At 39.7% G+C, this 16551-nt stretch carries 16 protein-coding genes and 1 tRNA gene; all 17 read right to left on the reverse strand.

Going from position 1 to position 16551, the window contains the following annotated elements; translation table 11 throughout:
• Positions 1-19 precede the first annotated feature (19 nt).
• Positions 20-457: a hypothetical protein gene (locus tag IEU65_RS00375; protein WP_031940997.1), complete on the reverse strand. Its 438-nt coding sequence runs from the start codon at positions 455-457 to the stop codon at positions 20-22.
• A gap of 50 nt (positions 458-507) precedes the next feature.
• Positions 508-1248: an RsmE family RNA methyltransferase gene (locus IEU65_RS00380; protein ID WP_010278324.1), complete on the reverse strand. Its 741-nt coding sequence runs from the start codon at positions 1246-1248 to the stop codon at positions 508-510.
• Between the two features lie 151 nt (positions 1249-1399).
• A tRNA-Ile gene (locus IEU65_RS00385) sits at positions 1400-1473 on the reverse strand.
• 228 nt (positions 1474-1701) lie between these two features.
• Complete coding sequence (prmA, locus tag IEU65_RS00390; protein WP_010278326.1) at positions 1702-2592, reverse strand: 50S ribosomal protein L11 methyltransferase; 891 nt, start codon at positions 2590-2592, stop codon at positions 1702-1704.
• Complete coding sequence (locus tag IEU65_RS00395) at positions 2579-3652, reverse strand: zinc-binding alcohol dehydrogenase family protein (protein WP_010278329.1); 1074 nt, start codon at positions 3650-3652, stop codon at positions 2579-2581. The genes prmA and IEU65_RS00395 overlap by 14 nt, the downstream gene beginning before the upstream one ends.
• Positions 3649-4440, reverse strand: a complete 792-nt coding sequence (locus IEU65_RS00400; protein ID WP_010278333.1) for a hypothetical protein — start codon at positions 4438-4440, stop codon at positions 3649-3651. The genes IEU65_RS00395 and IEU65_RS00400 overlap by 4 nt, the downstream gene beginning before the upstream one ends.
• A complete protein-coding gene (gene lepA, locus IEU65_RS00405) occupies positions 4424-6277 on the reverse strand; it encodes a translation elongation factor 4 (RefSeq protein WP_031940998.1) in 1854 nt (617 codons plus the stop codon). Before lepA ends, IEU65_RS00400 begins: the two co-directional genes overlap by 17 nt.
• Positions 6278-6425: 148 nt before the next feature.
• Positions 6426-7475: a Gfo/Idh/MocA family oxidoreductase gene (locus tag IEU65_RS00410; RefSeq protein ID WP_010278339.1), complete on the reverse strand. Its 1050-nt coding sequence runs from the start codon at positions 7473-7475 to the stop codon at positions 6426-6428.
• 51 nt (positions 7476-7526) lie between these two features.
• A complete protein-coding gene (glyS, locus tag IEU65_RS00415; RefSeq protein ID WP_010278342.1) occupies positions 7527-9584 on the reverse strand; it encodes a glycine--tRNA ligase subunit beta in 2058 nt (685 codons plus the stop codon).
• 87 nt (positions 9585-9671) lie between these two features.
• Entirely contained in the window at positions 9672-10613 is a 942-nt protein-coding gene (gene glyQ, locus IEU65_RS00420) for a glycine--tRNA ligase subunit alpha (protein WP_010278345.1), read from the reverse strand.
• A gap of 326 nt (positions 10614-10939) precedes the next feature.
• Positions 10940-12058 carry a DUF805 domain-containing protein gene (locus IEU65_RS00425; protein ID WP_168441469.1) on the reverse strand — a complete coding sequence of 373 codons (1119 nt, stop codon included), beginning with the start codon at positions 12056-12058 and terminating at the stop codon, positions 10940-10942.
• Between the two features lie 67 nt (positions 12059-12125).
• Complete coding sequence (gene frr / locus IEU65_RS00430) at positions 12126-12671, reverse strand: ribosome recycling factor (protein WP_004912273.1); 546 nt, start codon at positions 12669-12671, stop codon at positions 12126-12128.
• Positions 12671-13396 (reverse strand): UMP kinase, encoded by a 726-nt coding sequence (gene pyrH, locus IEU65_RS00435; protein ID WP_004912275.1) that lies wholly within the window; start codon positions 13394-13396, stop codon positions 12671-12673. Before pyrH ends, frr begins: the two co-directional genes overlap by 1 nt.
• Positions 13397-13550: 154 nt before the next feature.
• Positions 13551-14426 carry a translation elongation factor Ts gene (tsf, locus tag IEU65_RS00440; protein WP_010278352.1) on the reverse strand — a complete coding sequence of 292 codons (876 nt, stop codon included), beginning with the start codon at positions 14424-14426 and terminating at the stop codon, positions 13551-13553.
• Between the two features lie 107 nt (positions 14427-14533).
• Entirely contained in the window at positions 14534-15310 is a 777-nt protein-coding gene (rpsB, locus tag IEU65_RS00445) for a 30S ribosomal protein S2 (RefSeq protein WP_004912281.1), read from the reverse strand.
• A gap of 145 nt (positions 15311-15455) precedes the next feature.
• Positions 15456-15731, reverse strand: a complete 276-nt coding sequence (locus tag IEU65_RS00450) for a GIY-YIG nuclease family protein (RefSeq protein ID WP_010291256.1) — start codon at positions 15729-15731, stop codon at positions 15456-15458.
• Positions 15731-16492 carry a tRNA1(Val) (adenine(37)-N6)-methyltransferase gene (locus IEU65_RS00455; protein ID WP_010291257.1) on the reverse strand — a complete coding sequence of 254 codons (762 nt, stop codon included), beginning with the start codon at positions 16490-16492 and terminating at the stop codon, positions 15731-15733. The genes IEU65_RS00450 and IEU65_RS00455 overlap by 1 nt, the downstream gene beginning before the upstream one ends.
• Between the last annotated feature and the right edge of the window lie 59 nt (positions 16493-16551).

Here is a 16551-nt window from a genome sequence, read left to right on the forward strand (position 1 = left end):
GAAAAATATCTCTGACCAATTAGGATTTAAAACCGCCGTCAACGGGTAATTGAATATCATCCCCTGAATCATCAGTCAAATTGTGGAAGCCAGCCTCAACAGGAATTTGGTTTTCATCAGGGTCGTCACGAGTATCTCCAAAGAAAGTAAATAAACTAAGGACAATATACATTAATCCAAAGTAAAAACCGTACTCATGTGATACTAAGTCCAACAACAATGTCGAAATCGCTGTAAATAGCACCGGTAAAAACAGCAATACAAGCGGTGAGTATCCGCGTTTGCGAACTTGATAGCCTAAATACAAAGTGTAAATACTATTAAGTATCAGGTAGAAAAATATCACTTTGTGCAGACCACTCATACTAGTAACTTTGCCCAAAAAAGGTATTATAATGCCCAACACAATTGCTGCGAGCCATTGATAGCCATAATATTTTATAAATTTTTCCATCATTATTGCACCCGCCTTAAAATAGTCTCATCTGTTTATTATATTGTACGCTATTACTGCAACTCACGCAAGACACTAATAGCGGACAGAGCGTAGAGTGGTGCAGTTTCAGCGCGCAGTATCCGCGGACCTAATCCAGCAGAAACAAAATCTAGCTGAGTTAACGTCCGAATTTCATCTATTGTCAATCCACCTTCTGGTCCAAATACCAAAACGACGTGACCACTATTGGGCACATGCTTAACCGAATCGATAAAAGCAGCTGTTTCCCCCTCTTTTGCCGATTCTTCCCAAGCCACTATACCTACATCTTTTTGCAAATGAACTGCTGTTTGCCATGTCAAAAAATCAATTTCTGGTATGCACAGGCGGTGAGACTGCTCGGCAGCCGCTTGCGCAATTTTTTGCAACCGAGACATCTTTTTGTCCTGTTGCTTGCCCCAATCAACCACAGTGCGCGACATCTTTGTAAAAATAATGCGCGCAACACCTAATTCTGTAATTTTTTGAACGAACCATTCTGAGCGATCATTTTTTAATGGCGATACAATTACTGTCACATTAATTGGCAATTCAACAGTTTGATTAGGATGTGCAATTACCTCAAGGGCAATATGATTTGTATCAATATCTGTCACTTGACCAATGACAAGTTGTTGATTATTATCCACAAACTCAGCTTTTGTGCCAATACGTGCCCGTAACACACGACCAAAGTGATTAAATGCGGCATCCTCACGAGTCAACTTAATTATCTCGTCATTGATAGAACGTTTTAGAAAATATCGCTGCATTAATAATTCCTTTTTAGATTTAATCGTCTTGAATGTCTCGCGCTTTGTACCGCCACAACAAAATATGTACCGAGTTAGGTCACCCCTATTATCTGAATAACCAACTTATTCAAAAGAACAAGCTAAAGCCTATGTTGGTACTTGCTTACAATGGACCATGTTGGACTCGAACCAACGACCGGACGGTTATGAGCCATCTGCTCTAACCAACTGAGCTAATGGTCCAATATAATTATTGTACCAAAATTCTACCAAATCTGCCATCCTGATTAGGCAACAAAAAAAGCGCCGTGTGGCGCCTCTTCGCTGCATTTTGACTCGTGTTCTACTTATAGTTTGTAAGTTAAAGTATGTGATTATCACGGGAGAATAATTATGAGTGTCAAAATACATTATTGTACATCAATCCAATTGTACAATAACAGTATAACACTAAATAGTAATGATTACTCTTTAATTTGTTTGTTGGGTAGCAATAAAGGCATGCCATTTTCCCATAATCATATGCTCACAAATCTCAAAATGAGAGATATGTAATTGGTCAATGATCTGGGGTGCTATATCATCATAGATACCTGAAACTAAAAAGTAGCCATCTTTTGTTAAATGGTTAGCGACTTGCGGTATCAGTCTCTCAATGACATCTGCCAAAATATTAGCCACCACTAAATCAACTTTTACAGTACTATCGACAGACTCAAGTAAATCACTCACCGTGACTGACACATTTTTAGCCACTGGATTTAAGATCAAGTTGGCTTGTGCAACCTCGACGGCAGATTCATCAATATCAGTGGCTAACACAGTATCTGCCCCCAATTGCTTGGCTGCTACGGCTAAAACACCTGATCCTGTACCCACGTCAATCATGCTTTCACCACCACGAATGACTGTTTCCAATGCCTGAAGCATTAATCGTGTTGTCTCATGCGTGCCCGTGCCAAAAGCCAATTTTGGATCCATAATAATTGGATATTCATCTTGTTGTTCTGGTAAATACTGTTCCCATGATGGCACAACCGTCAAATGGCGTGTAATACGTGTCGCGTGGTAATAGCTTTTCCATTCATTTTCCCATTCAGATTGCGCAACACTCGCAACAGTAACAGTGCCTGGTCTTGCATCAATATCATAACGTTGTAACTCATTTAGCTGAGACTGAATTTTAGTTAAGGTCGCCGACAACTGCTCGTTATTCTCAAAATAAGCGATAACTTTGACAGGTACTTGATCATCAACGATTTGTACACCGTCAGCACCAACAGTCCTCAAAATATCTGCAACAGATTCGACTGCTTCATTTTGGGTGGCAATTGTGACTGCTTGCCAATTATTTTTCGTCATCGTATACTACCACAACTTTCCCAATTGTACGGCCTTCCTCGACGGTTCGAGTAGCAGTTCGTATATTTTCTACTGTAAAACCATGGTAAGTGGTTGTAAGTGTTGGCTTGAGTTCTCCATTATCAAGTAGTGCAGCAATTTTTTCAAGTGCCAAACCTTGAGATAACATGTCCACATGATAGTTACCTTTAGCAAACATGAATACCCAGCTAAATTGGGCACCAATATTTTTTAACGGTCCCATATCAATTGGCGCTGTTGTTTCAACAATTGAAGCAATCGTACCAAATGGCTTAATAATCTGTGTTACTGTCGGCCAATAGGCATCAGTACTTTGTAAAATTGCAACATGATCAACTTTTGGATATTGAATATGCTTTAATTGATCAGCCAAATCCTGATGGTAATCTAAAATAAAGTCGGCCCCTAACGATTTTACCCAAGCAACTGATTCTGGTCTTGAAGCTGTTGTAATGACTGTCAAGCCAATGTACTTTGCTAATTGAATCAAAATTGATCCGACCCCTCCGGCACCGTTGATAATTAAGATAGAACGATTAGAAACACTATCTTTTTCTAAGTCGTAACCAAACGCATCATGTAAAATTTCAAAAGCGGTAATAGAAGTCAACGGCATTGCCCCAATTTCAGCGATTGATAAATGATGTGGTGCATGACCTACTAAATCAGCTTCAACAACTTGAAATGCCGCGTTTGATCCTTGTTTCATTTGTGAACCAGCGTAATAAACACGGTCCCCAACATTAAATCTTGATACTGCCGTACCAACCTTAACCACCTCACCAACTGCGTCAAATCCTAAAATTCGAAATTGTCCTTCGTTGGTGAAACCAGCTCGCATTTTTGTGTCAACTGGATTAACCGACGTTGCCAGAACTTTCACTAAAATTTCTGAGTCATTTGGAGTGGGCTGTTTGACTTGCTTGGATATGAAGACTTGAGGATCCTCAATACTTCTTGCACGATCAAAACCAATCGCCGTCATTTTACTTTGACGCCCAATTGCCCATATACTTTTAATTTTATCTAATATATTCATTCAGCTAACCCACTATTCAAAATATTATTTAAAGTGTCTTTGGTGATTTGATATTCTGGCTTGAAATTTTTTGTACGATACAATAAATCAATCGTCGCAATTTTGTCTGATGAAGTCGGCATATTATCCTTTAAGACGCGATCCCAATTGTTGGCGACCATCGCATATTCAACCAATCGCAACTCTTCCTGTGTTAATTTGCTAGCAGCTGTTTCATTCTTTTTAATTTGTTCATCCACATACTTTTGTACCAAAGCTTGCCCAGCTGGTAAGTCAATAGGCTTTACCTGATAAGTCACTTTGGCGTTGTGGTACTTATCAAATTTTACTGAGGTTACCTTAAAATCACGATCACGTTGCAAGGTTTCCAAGTAGCGTTGCGATAGGTCTTTCATAACCGATGTTTTTTTGTACTGAGTACCAGAAAAAGTCACTGAATCTGCTACTTTTTGATCTGATTGTAATGCCGTTTGAATACTACTGGCAATTTCAGCTTGCCATTTTTTTGTCGTTAAGTTAACGATACTTTGTGTATTACTAGCAGATGAATCACCTGTTAATCCAAACTCTAAAGCCGTTTTTGCATCTTTTTTGACTAACTTTTGACGTGTCGTTTGTGAAACACCATCCACACCAAAAGCGATTCTAGCCACCACACCACTCACAACTACAATCATCACAACAATTGACATCGCTGCCAAAATTATATTGGGTTTTAATAGTCGATGCTTTTTGGTAGACCAATTACGCTCGACACGCGAACGCTTTTGTTTAGTTTCCTCTGGCATATTGGGCATCGTCCTCCGTTTTGAGTACGGCCATAAAGGCTTCTTGTGGTACATCTACCGTACCAACAGATTTCATTCGTGCCTTTCCACGTTTTTGCTTATCGAGCAATTTAGCACGTCGGTCTGGATCACCAGTGTGGATTTTGGCAGTAACATCTTTACGATAAGCCTTAATATTAGTTCGCGCTAAAATTTTGGCGCCAATGGCCGCTTGAACAGGAATTTCAAAATTCTGACGCGGAATAATACCTTTTAGCTTTGAAGTGATGATTCGTCCACGCTCGGCCGCAAAATCACGATGAACAATGAAACTCAAAGCATCCACTTTCTCACTATTTAACAAAATATCAATTTTAACCAAATCAGATTGGCGGTATGCTGATAACTCGTAGTCTAATGAGGCATACCCTCGTGTACTTGACTTTAGTTTGTCGAAAAAATTAAAGATAATCTCAGACAATGGCATGTAGTATTTAACATTCACACGAGTCTCATCTAGATACTCCATCGTGTCAAATTCACCACGTTTTCGTTGGGCCAACTCCATGACTGCACCAACGTAGTCATTGGGTACCATGATTTGAGCGTGCACATAGGGCTCTTCAATCGTTTTGATCTTTGAAGCCTCTGGCATTTCAGAAGGGTTTTCAATAGCCACTGTTTCGCCTTCTGTGGTGGTGACTTTATAAGTTACTGACGGTGCAGTCGTAACAAGATCTAGTCCAAATTCTCGTTCAAGTCGCTCTTGAACAACGTCCATGTGTAATAGCCCAAGAAAACCAACACGATAACCAAACCCCAAAGCCTGTGATGTTTCTGGTTCAAACGTCAATGCGGCGTCATTCAGTTGGAGCTTTTCCAGCGCTTCTCGTAAATCAGTGTACTTTGCATTATCCGAAGGATACAACCCTGAATAGACCATTGGTGTCATTGGTTTATAGCCAGCCAATGGTTCGCTTGCCGGATGATCAACTAGAGTAATCGTATCACCTGAATGTGTCGTATGAATATCTTTAATTGCAGCAGTCAAGTATCCCACATCACCTGCCATCAAATAATCACGTTTTTGCCCATTTGGCGACATGACACCGACCTCTGTGACCTCATATTCAGCCCCAGTATTCATCATCCGAATTTTGTCGCCTGGCTTAACGATTCCCTCACGAACACGCATATTGACTACTACTCCGCGATAAGCGTCATATGCAGAATCAAAAATTAAAGCCCGAAGTGGTGCATCAATTTCACCTTCTGGCGCCGGTAAGTCTGTCACAATTTTTTCCAATAATTCTGGAATGCCAATACCTTGCTTTGCTGAAGCTAAAACTGCATCAGAGGCATCAATCCCAATGACATCTTCAATTTCTTGTCGCACTTTTTCAGGATCAGCAGCAGGCAAATCGATTTTGTTAATAACCGGTAGAATTTCTAAATCATTTTCCAACGCTAAATAGACATTAGCAAGCGTTTGTGCTTCAACGCCTTGTGCTGCATCAACTACCAAAATGGCGCCTTCAGCAGCAGCCAAAGCACGCGAAACTTCATAAGAAAAATCGACATGCCCTGGCGTATCAATCAAGTGAAAAATATAAGTCTCACCGTCGTTAGCATCATAATGAACTTCAACGGCATTTAATTTAATCGTAATGCCGCGTTCACGTTCCAAGTCCATTGTATCTAACAATTGATTTTGCATATCACGTTCTGCTACTGTGTGTGTTTGCTCTAAAATCCGATCGGCAATGGTTGATTTGCCATGATCAATGTGCGCAACAATAGAAAAATTACGGATATGTTTTTGTCGTTCTTTTAGTTGTATTAAATCTAATTCTGTCATAATTGGCATTTTTCTTTCAGTTTTATGTCTATTTAATTTTACCATAAAGGTTGCAATTACTTTCGACTCACCTTTGATATTTTTAGTGCAATACAACCAATTGTAATGAAAAAAGACCCAATTTAATCAAGTCTTTGTTCATACAATATTAAAATTTTAAAATATGTGGTCCAGTAGTCTGGACACCACCAGATAATAGCTTCATAACAGTAATCATTGTTTCATCAGATACTAGCTTTGGTTTGCCATTAACTAGTGTTTCATAGACCGTGTCATAAATACGGCCATAATCGCCCTGAACGCTAGGTAGATACTTGTCAATGCGATCGCTACTCTGATTATAATATACCAAGTGACCAAAGTTTTGTGGTGCATCACTACCAAACCTTGGACTTCCAGGCATAATACCTGTCTTTAAATCATTTTCTTGTTCATCAACTGTATATTTGATGAATGTACCTTGCGTACCTCTTAATTGCCACTTTGGATATTGAACCGTAGCTAATTCAGTCGTTTGAATTGTTGCTTTAAAGGCTTCTGGGTAAAACAAATTGACTTCAATTTGATCATCTAAATGACTTTCAAGCACACGTGTTGCGCGTAAATCATATACAGCCGCTTGTGGCGACCCAAACAAACTTACGACTTGGTCAATTAAATGAACGCCATGACCAAACAAAGAGCCGTCAATCGCAGCACCTTCTAATTGACCATCCAGAGGACGGTAGTGATCCATGTGAACTTCTAGGTCCGTTAATCGCCCCAAGTAACCGTTAGCAATTACTTGCTTTACCGTCAAAAAGTCGCTGTCAAATCTTCGACTTTGAAAAGGCATTAAAAATAAATTATTTTCTGTCGCCAGTTTAACAAGCTCTTCTGCCTCCTCAACACTGGCAGCCATCGGCTTATCAACTAACACGTTTTTGCCTGCTTGTAATAACTGTTTTGTAACTTGATAATGACTTTGTGATGGTGTCACAACAACCACTAAATCCAAACTATCATCAGTCACAATGTCACCAATGTCAGTAGAAAAAATTGTACCAGTTTCTTGAAGCTCAGCTTGTTCAGTTGGTCTTTTTCCAAGCGTTGGTGTTACGACACGTGTAACCCTAAATTTGTCTTGCCGTAATTTTAAATAAGGTAAATGGTAGCGGTTAGTACTTTTCCCAAAACCTACAAAAGCAATATTTATCATTATGTGCCTCCAGTCATTTTATAACTCACTATAACACATAACAAAACACATTTACTTAATGACGATTTGCGTCAAATCTCCTAATCCGTTGGTTAGTCGTTGTATGACGTTCAGCTGCGCATATCGATTATCTTTAACAGATTCATCTTCAGCGTTAACCATGGTTTCATCAAAATAAGCCGCAATTGGTTGTTGCAAATTTGCCAAGGCCATGTAGAGATTTTCTGCACCGTCATGCATCAAAGTATTTAAATCAAGCGTTAACGTTGCTTGATATAGGTCCTTTTCAGATTGATTTTCAAACTTAGTAGGATCAACTGTTGCATTAGTTACTTGCTTTACGGCTAAGCGATCCACACGAGTCAGCGCCTCAATTACATCTCGGAAATTGCCATCACCACTATGTTGGGACAAAGCTTCGACTCGCTGACTAATATATACGATATCAGCTCTATCAACGTTGCCTAATCCAGCAATGACAATATCTTGACGTATTCCAGCATCCAACGATAATTTACGAACACGATCCAACATGAAATCAACAACTGTCGTTAAATCGGTGTCAGTTACCTTACCTTGCTGTTGCACAAAATCAGCTAGCAAAGGCCGCAAATCAATATGCCATTTTTTATCCACCAATGTACGCACGATGCCAGTAGCTGCACGTCGTAAGCCATAAGGATCATTAGAACCACTTGGTATTAATCCAGCAGCAAAAAACGTCACAATGCTATCAAGTTTATCCGCAACGGCCAACAAAGCACCAATTTCAGATTGCGCAACCTCACCATTAGCTGAAGTTGGCATATAATGCTCTCGAATGGCTGTTGCAACCGCATCATCTTCGCCAAAAAGCTTGGCATAATGCTCACCCATAATGCCTTGAAGTTCATCAAACTCACCAACCATACCAGTCATCAAATCAAATTTATAAATTTCTGATGCACGGGTCAAATCAGCCTGTTGTGCTTCATCAAACTTCAAGGCAGCCGCCATTGCTGATGCCAAAGCACCAGTGCGTTGCATGTGTTCATACACCGTACCGATTTTTTCATGAAAGACTAACTTTTTAACTTTAGTCATGTAATCAGAAATTGATTTGGTTTGGTCTTCATGATAGAAGAATTCGGCATCTTCTAACCTTGCCACCAATACTTTTTCATTTCCAGCAATAACGTTGTTTAGATGCTCACGGTTACCATTTCTTATTGACAAAAAGTGTGGCAATAATTGTCCTTTTTCATTCGTCACAAAGAAGAAACGCTGATGTTCGCGCATTGATGTAATCAAAACTTCATCTGGTATTTCTAAATATTTCTCATCGAAACTGCCAGCAAACGCTGTTGGCCACTCAACAATGTTATTAACTTCTTCCAACAAATCTTGCGCCGCATCGGTCTCAAGTTGCAGAACCCAACCATTAGCTTCAGCAATTGCATTCAACTGCGATCGAATTTCATTTTTGCGCACTGTAGCATCAACAACCACGTTAGCACCCTGCAAAGTCGTTACATAATTATCTGCAGAAGATATTTCAACATGTTCTGAAGACAAAAAACGATGACCACGTGTGAAACGATCTGTGGTAATATCTAACACATTGAAAGAAATGACTTCACTATCAAGAAGTGCTACGAGCCAACGAATAGGTCGAACATACAAAAAGCTGTGATTAGCCCACTTCATATAAGTTGAAAATTTCATTTGGGCGACAACTTCATCACCAATTTTAGCTAAAATTTCATTCGCGGCTACACCAGCAGTACGTTTTGTTAGCCAAACATATCCATCTTTAATTTCAAATGCTTCAGGATTAGCGCCTTGACCACGTGCAAAACCTAATGCTGCCTTTGTCCAATTACCGTTTTCGTCTTGTGCACGGTCAACAGATGGTCCACGCTTTTCTTCGCTTAAACTTTCTGATGTTTCAGCAACATCTGTCAAAACGACAGCCAGACGTCGCGGTGTTGAATATGGTTTAATATCACCTACTGTTAAACGATGCTCTGATAAGAACTTTTTAGTTCTTTCAATTAACTGATTCTCTGAACTGGTTACCAAATGAGCTGGTATTTCTTCAAGTCCAATTTCTAATAAAAATGTTGACATTAATTATTCTCCAATTTAAATTGTACGACAACCATCTTTGATAAAAGTTTTAGGATGGGAGTACATGGTTTTCAACACTAACTTTCGTTAAGCTTTTTTGATTGCATACTTACCATTTTCACCTAAGTACTTGTCACGCAGCTGCTCATCTTTAAGCAATGGAAAGCCCAATTTTGCACGCTCTTCAATAAATACTTTTGAAACCTTACGAGCCATAGTCCTAATTCTGTGTAAATAACCAGCACGTTCAGTAACGGATACCGTACCTCGCGCATCTAACAAATTAAACGTATGCGATGATTTTAAGATATAATCGTAGGCTGGATGAACAAGTCCTAACGCAAGTAAACGAGTGGCTTCCGCTTCAAATTCATCGAAATGCCTGAGTAACATAGCTTGATCAGATTCCTCAAAAGCGTACTTTGAGTGTTCATATTCGGGTTCTTTAAAAATATCCCCGTACAAAACGCCATTTCCCCATTCTAAATCATAAACTGTTGGCACATCTTGAATGTACGATGCTAACCGTTCCAACCCATAAGTGACTTCAGCAGTAACAGAATCAACTTCAATACCACCAACTTGTTGGAAATAAGTAAATTGGGTCACTTCCATGCCGTCTAACCAAACTTCCCAGCCAATTCCAGCAGCACCCATTGACGGATTTTCCCAGTTATCTTCAACGAAACGAATGTCATGTTCCAATGGTTTAATGCCAAGTGCCTCCAATGATCCCAAATAAAGCTCTTGAATGTTTGCAGGTGAAGGCTTCATCACAACTTGAAATTGATGATGTTGAAAAAGACGATTTGGATTGTCACCATAACGTCCATCAGCCGGTCGCCGTGATGGTTGTACATAAGCAGCATGCCATGGCTCTGGACCATTTGCGCGCAAAAAAGTATAAGGCGACTGTGTTCCTGCACCCACCTCATTATCATAGGCCTGCATTAAATTTGCACCCTGTTTTGCCCAATATTGTTGCAATGTCAAAATAATATCTTGTAATGATAACTTTGTATCTGTCATGTCTTAATCCTTTGTAATTTTCAATATGAAATGCTGTCTAACACATTATACGAGTCAAATCGGTGTTTTACTTTTATATTTTGAAGAACCAGCTAAATTAATTCTTCCTGTGAACCCCTTTCTGATCAGGACACAAAAAGCGTCCTAATGCCAAAATTAATTGACATCAGGACGCTTACGCGCGGTTCCACCTGATTTCCGAGTTACAACTCGACCCTCGATAGTTATTGTCGCTCCACCAACGCCACTTGGTTTCCTCACGACTCAAACTTAATACTGTTATTATGACACGTCGCGAGAGTATTCGTCAAGTGAATTTCAAAACATTATTGTGATTGATATGTTTCACCAATTGTTTTAACAATCAGATTAAGCAATGCCTGACTTGGCGCAATCACGTATACGACGCGAATATGTCCATCAGACATATGCCATTCAAGGTATGCCATATTCTTGACCGTATCACTATTAGGCGACTTATAGGTCCCATCAATACGCAAAGCACTGATAGTCGGAAAATTAGACAATGTTAGCTGTGATTGCCCTATGATTTTTTGAAATGAAAAGCTTGAAAAGTCAACACCCCATCCTTGACCCTGAGTGCTGGTTAAAATCATAATTTGTTGGGTTAGCTGTAGCCATTGTAAGGATGACGTGTCTTGTTGCCAATTACCCTTGACCTGAAAATGTCCAAAATCCGAATCTCCTATGACATCAACAGACAATTGTCGATAGGCCTTAGTAACAGCATCATCCGGCACATCCACTATTGATTTATCAGGAATTTCAGATGAAACTGATGACGACGATGACGGTATGCGCTCTGCAGATGAGGATAATTCCGAGCTACTACTAGTGTCAGATTCTGTGGTTTGCACTGTATCTTTTTCGATTTTCTGCTGTTTAAACACAGCATGCACTAATACTTTTTTAACATCCTGCCTAATCACAGAGCCAGCAGCCAATTGCAAACCAAAGGACAAACTAACCATAACAGCAAACCCAATACCATAACCTATTTTTTCTTTTCTCGATAACCATGGTGTCCAATAAGCTGAACGCCTAGAAACCAGAAATAAGAGCCATCCAAAATATATCAAGATGACAAGTAAAGCTAATACTATGCTACGTAATTCAGCTGAAATATCAATGGCAATCCAAAGTAACGATGGACTTAGCAGAACAAACATAACCTGATTAATTGAAAACCCTGTATCGCGTAAACGTCTAATGAACAACGAAAGGCTTGGGACAAACAGCACAATAAAGACGGCTGCATCAACTTTCAGCACAAACCAAAAAGAGTTGCTGACTGTTAGTGTTGCGAAACCGATAATCGCTAATATTAAATCGTTAACGACATGAATCCAAAAAAAATCTAATCGATAGGCACCACTATGAAAATCAAGTGCCTCTCGCCAAAATTTAAAATAACGCCTAAACATTTTCCCTCCAAACAAAAAAACTTGGTAAGATACCAAGTTTAAAAGTTATTTTAGTATAACATAAGAATTAAATTGTTAATAATTCTTTTTCTTTTTCAGCTGCAATGCCATCAATTGCTTTGATATTTTCGTCAGTCAGCTTTTGCGTTTGATCTTCTGCCTTGCGAGCATCGTCCTCAGGCATTTCTTTATCCTTTTTAATGTCATCCATGATGTCACGGCGAACATTGCGGACTGAAACCTTGGCCTTTTCTGCTTCAGCTTTAACTTCTTTAGCTAATTCTTTACGGCGTTCTTCTGTCATTTGCGGAATCGCCAAACGCACAATGTTACCATCGGAAGCAGGATTCAACCCCAGATCTGACACGTTAATTGCATGAACAATTGCTTCCAAAGCACTTTTATCGAAAGGTGTAATCAGCAAAATGCGCGCTTCTGGCACCGAAATTGACGCCACTTGATTTAGGGGTGTCATGGCACCATAATACTCAACTTCAATACGATTTAAAATATTTGGATTAGCTCGACCTGTACGGATATTCGCCAATTCACGTTGTAAAGCTTCCTGTGCCCCTTGCATCCGCTCTTTAGCGTTTGTTAAATCAAAAGTCATTATTTTTCTCCTGTTACTGTGGTTCCAATTGGTTCACCAAGCACAACACGCTTGAGATTTCCAGGTGTATTAAGATTAAACACGACCAATGGCATGTTATTATCCATTGAAAGAGAACTTGCCGTTGAATCCATTACTTTCAATCCTTTTTGCAAAATTTCCAAGTGTGTTAATTCTGTAAATTTCACGGCATCAGCGTTTTTATTAGGGTCGGAATCGTAGATACCGTCAACGCCATTTTTACCCATCAAAATAGCATCAGCATTGATTTCGTTAGCGCGCAATGCTGCGGTGGTGTCGGTGGAGAAGTATGGTGATCCAGTACCAGCGGCAAAAATAACAATACGTCCCTTTTCTAAGTGACGTATTGCACGCCCACGAATATATGGTTCTGCGATTTGTTGCATTGTAATTGCTGTCTGAACGCGTGTTTGAACACCAGAACGTTCTAAGGCATCTTGCAATACTAGGGCGTTCATCGTAGTGCCCAGCATACCCGTGTAATCAGCCCGTGAGCGTTCCATACCAACCTTAGAAGCTGGTTCGCCGCGCCACAAGTTACCACCACCAACAACAATTGCTATTTGAGTTCCCAAATCATGAACTTCTTTCAGCTCTTCGGCAATAGCTGACACAACGGCAAGATCAATGCCCTGTCCCTTTTCACCAGCCAAAGCCTCACCTGACAACTTAATCAAAACACGTTTGTACTTAATATCAGTCATGTCTAACCTCTTTTATTTGCTTATACAATTATATCAAAAATCAGGCAAAAATTCCGAAAAAAAAGTGCGTTATCAACAACAACGCGCTTTTCATAAAAATAATGGTACAGATTAATCAATACTAGATAACAATCATTCCATACTGAAAAAACAATTATCCTAGTTGCTTAGCAACTTCTTCAGCCAAATCTGTCACTTTTTTCTCAAGACCATCACCGACTTGGTAACGGACAAATGACTTGACTGAACCATTTTGTGAATCAATAAATTGTGCAACTGTTTGATCGCCATTTTTAACAAATGGTTGATCCAACAATGAAATTTCTGCCAAGAACTTTTTGATACGACCATCAACCATCTTTTCTTTGATGTTGTCTGGCTTGCCTGCCAAATCTTCAGAAGCCAATTGCACTTCTTTTTCCTTAGCCACAACCTCTGCAGGTACTTGATCATCTGAAACATACTGTGGTGCAATAGCAGCAACATGCATCGCAATGTCTTTAGCAGCTGCTTCCGAAGCACCGTCAACGACAACTAATGCAGAAATTGAACCAGCCAAGTGTGAATATGAGCCAAAGTTTTCAGAGTCAGACTTTTCCACAACTGTAAAACGACGCAAAGTAATTTTTTCACCAGTAATTTGTGTCGTACCAACAATTTTGTCGTTCAAAGTTTGACCAGCTTCAACTTCAAGTGCCAAAGCAGCTTCGACATCAGCTGGTGCAAATTCAACAATTGCATTAGCAACAGCACGCAACAATTCGTTAAATTCTGCGTTACCAGCAACGAAATCTGTTTCTGAGTTCAATTCAATAATTGCAGCACGATTACCCTTAACGGCAACAGCTGTCATACCCTCTGCAGCGACACGATCGCCCTTTTTAGCAGCTTTAGCCATCCCTTTTTCGCGCAACAAATCAATTGCCTTATCTAGGTCGCCATCAGCTTCGACCAATGCTTTCTTAGCATCCATCATACCAACAGATGTCTTATCACGTAGTTCCTTTACTTGTGCAGCAGTAATTGCCATTATAGTGCTCCTCTAAAATAATTTAATGTATTTTAATTATAACATACTAAAATACCATTCCGCGCCCCAAACAGGTCCGCAAGGAACGGTATTTTTAAATCAAATAATTAGTTATTGCCTTCTTCAACAATGTTAGCAATTTCTTCGATTGATTCTGTATTTTCATCACCTTCGACAAAGGCGTCTTCTGGTGCTGAATCTTGACCTTGACGACCTTCGATAACAGCATCAGCCATCTTCGCAGTAATCAAGCGAACGGCACGAATAGCATCATCATTGGCTGGGATTTTAACATCAACAACATCAGGATTAGCGTTTGTGTCAATCATTGCTACGACAGGAATGTTCAACATGTTGGCTTCCTTAACAGCAATTTCTTCCTTCTTAGGGTCAACTACAAACAAAACATCTGGCAATCCAGGCATGTCTTGAATACCACCCAAGAACTTTTCCAACTTTTCACGTTGTTTGTTTAACAAAACAACTTCTTTTTTAGGTAATTGCTCGAATGTACCATCTTCGGCCATTGCTTGCAAATCCTTCAAACGTTGGATACGTGTCTTAATCGTGTTCCAGTTAGTCAAAGTACCACCCAACCAACGGTGGTTGATGTAATATTGACCGGCACGTGTTGCTTCTTCAGCAATAGCATCAGAAGCTTGCTTCTTTGTACCAACAAACAAAACATTTGCGCCGTCAGTTGAAGCGTTACGGATGAAGTTATAGGCTTCATCAACCAACTTAACTGTCTTTTGCAAATCGATGATGTGAATACCATTACGTTCTGTAAAGATGTATTCGTCCATCTTTGGGTCCCAACGACGTGTTTGGTGACCGAAGTGTACTCCTGCTTCGAGGAGTTCTTTCATTGAAATAACTGCCATGATATGGCCTCCTAGGTTTTTCCGCCGACAAATTCGTGGTTCACGCTGACATCACTGCACCTACGTGTTCTCGTTTGTCGTGTGTATTTGTTGTTTTCCACAACAAGATAAATTATACGGTATTTTTATATGTTTAGCAAGGACTTTATTGCCACACCTTATCTACTTTGTGTGCTAGTAGAAACATTTCTTTTTGGGATCGCGTCAGCTTTTTAAAAGCTGCCTCTGCCTTTAATGCATCACTTTTAGTTTCAAATGATTCCTGATAAATCAATTGAAGTGGATGACGCGATTTAACACGTGTAAATTTAGCTCCCTTTCCTGATTCGTGTGTCGCTAAACGACGCAAGACATCATCTGTAAAACCACCATAAAAATAGCCGTCAGCAGTATATAAAACGTAAAAAAAATATGCTTTCATTATGACCAAGCCTTGCCATACAAAATGTTATTCATTTCGGGTGTGTAATCATTTTTGTCATCATAAGCAATTAAAGCTGGTAAAATTCGTACGCCACCCGGACGTCCTGATTTAATCGCTTCGACCAAAACAATATTTGCCTCACGATCTGCCTTACCATAGACGAATTGAATCCGCTTAATCATAAGTTTGCGGTTAGCAAAAGCTGCAAAAATATCTGCCAAACGGTCTGGTCGATGGACCATATAGAATTTACCGTTATTTTTCAACAGTTTATTAGCAATTTGAGCTAAATTTGGTAAGTTGATTGTTAATTCGTGGCGCGCTAATTCATAGTGATGATCATGATTAGTTTTAGTGGTGTCATTTAAAGGAAAATAAGGTGGGTTACTCAACACGGTCTCGACCGATCCCGGTTTGATGTCCTCAAAAATATTTTTCATATCCTTTTGCAGTACACTAACACGATCAGACATTCCATTCAAATCAATACTGCGCTGTGCCATGGCTGCCAATTCAGGCTGGATTTCGACTAATGTGACGCGGCCACTCACTTTTGGCGCATAAAATAACCCCACCGCCCCAGTGCCGGCACCCAAATCAACAGCATGTCCCCGTCCTTTACCTTTAACATCTGCAAAATGTGCTAATAAAATAGCGTCAAGTGAATAGGAAAACATATCTGGATTTTGAATAATTTTAATATTTTGAGATGGTAAGCCATCAATCCGTTCACCGGATGCTAAACTTAGCTCTGTCATTTGCGTTTCTTCCCTTTTCTCGGTAAAATTGAATTTGATTTCGTTTATGAGGTGAATAA

Origin of the sequence: Leuconostoc pseudomesenteroides KCTC 3652, assembly GCF_014634745.1 — a bacterium.
Lineage (GTDB): Bacteria > Bacillota > Bacilli > Lactobacillales > Lactobacillaceae > Leuconostoc > Leuconostoc pseudomesenteroides.

Bases quoted from the DNA above. Each gene is read 5' to 3' on its own strand.
- IEU65_RS00375 (WP_031940997.1), bottom strand. From the start codon at position 457: ATGATGGAAAAATTTATAAAATATTATGGCTATCAATGGCTCGCAGCA.
- IEU65_RS00380 (WP_010278324.1), bottom strand. From the start codon at position 1,248: ATGCAGCGATATTTTCTAAAACGTTCTATCAATGACGAGATAATTAAG.
- prmA (WP_010278326.1), bottom strand. From the start codon at position 2,592: ATGACGAAAAATAATTGGCAAGCAGTCACAATTGCCACCCAAAATGAA.
- IEU65_RS00395 (WP_010278329.1), bottom strand. From the start codon at position 3,652: ATGAATATATTAGATAAAATTAAAAGTATATGGGCAATTGGGCGTCAA.
- IEU65_RS00400 (WP_010278333.1), bottom strand. From the start codon at position 4,440: ATGCCAGAGGAAACTAAACAAAAGCGTTCGCGTGTCGAGCGTAATTGG.
- lepA (WP_031940998.1), bottom strand. From the start codon at position 6,277: ATGACAGAATTAGATTTAATACAACTAAAAGAACGACAAAAACATATC.
- IEU65_RS00410 (WP_010278339.1), bottom strand. From the start codon at position 7,475: ATGATAAATATTGCTTTTGTAGGTTTTGGGAAAAGTACTAACCGCTAC.
- glyS (WP_010278342.1), bottom strand. From the start codon at position 9,584: ATGTCAACATTTTTATTAGAAATTGGACTTGAAGAAATACCAGCTCAT.
- glyQ (WP_010278345.1), bottom strand. From the start codon at position 10,613: ATGACAGATACAAAGTTATCATTACAAGATATTATTTTGACATTGCAA.
- IEU65_RS00425 (WP_168441469.1), bottom strand. From the start codon at position 12,058: ATGTTTAGGCGTTATTTTAAATTTTGGCGAGAGGCACTTGATTTTCAT.
- frr (WP_004912273.1), bottom strand. From the start codon at position 12,671: ATGACTTTTGATTTAACAAACGCTAAAGAGCGGATGCAAGGGGCACAG.
- pyrH (WP_004912275.1), bottom strand. From the start codon at position 13,396: ATGACTGATATTAAGTACAAACGTGTTTTGATTAAGTTGTCAGGTGAG.
- tsf (WP_010278352.1), bottom strand. From the start codon at position 14,426: ATGGCAATTACTGCTGCACAAGTAAAGGAACTACGTGATAAGACATCT.
- rpsB (WP_004912281.1), bottom strand. From the start codon at position 15,310: ATGGCAGTTATTTCAATGAAAGAACTCCTCGAAGCAGGAGTACACTTC.
- IEU65_RS00450 (WP_010291256.1), bottom strand. From the start codon at position 15,731: ATGAAAGCATATTTTTTTTACGTTTTATATACTGCTGACGGCTATTTT.
- IEU65_RS00455 (WP_010291257.1), bottom strand. From the start codon at position 16,492: ATGACAGAGCTAAGTTTAGCATCCGGTGAACGGATTGATGGCTTACCA.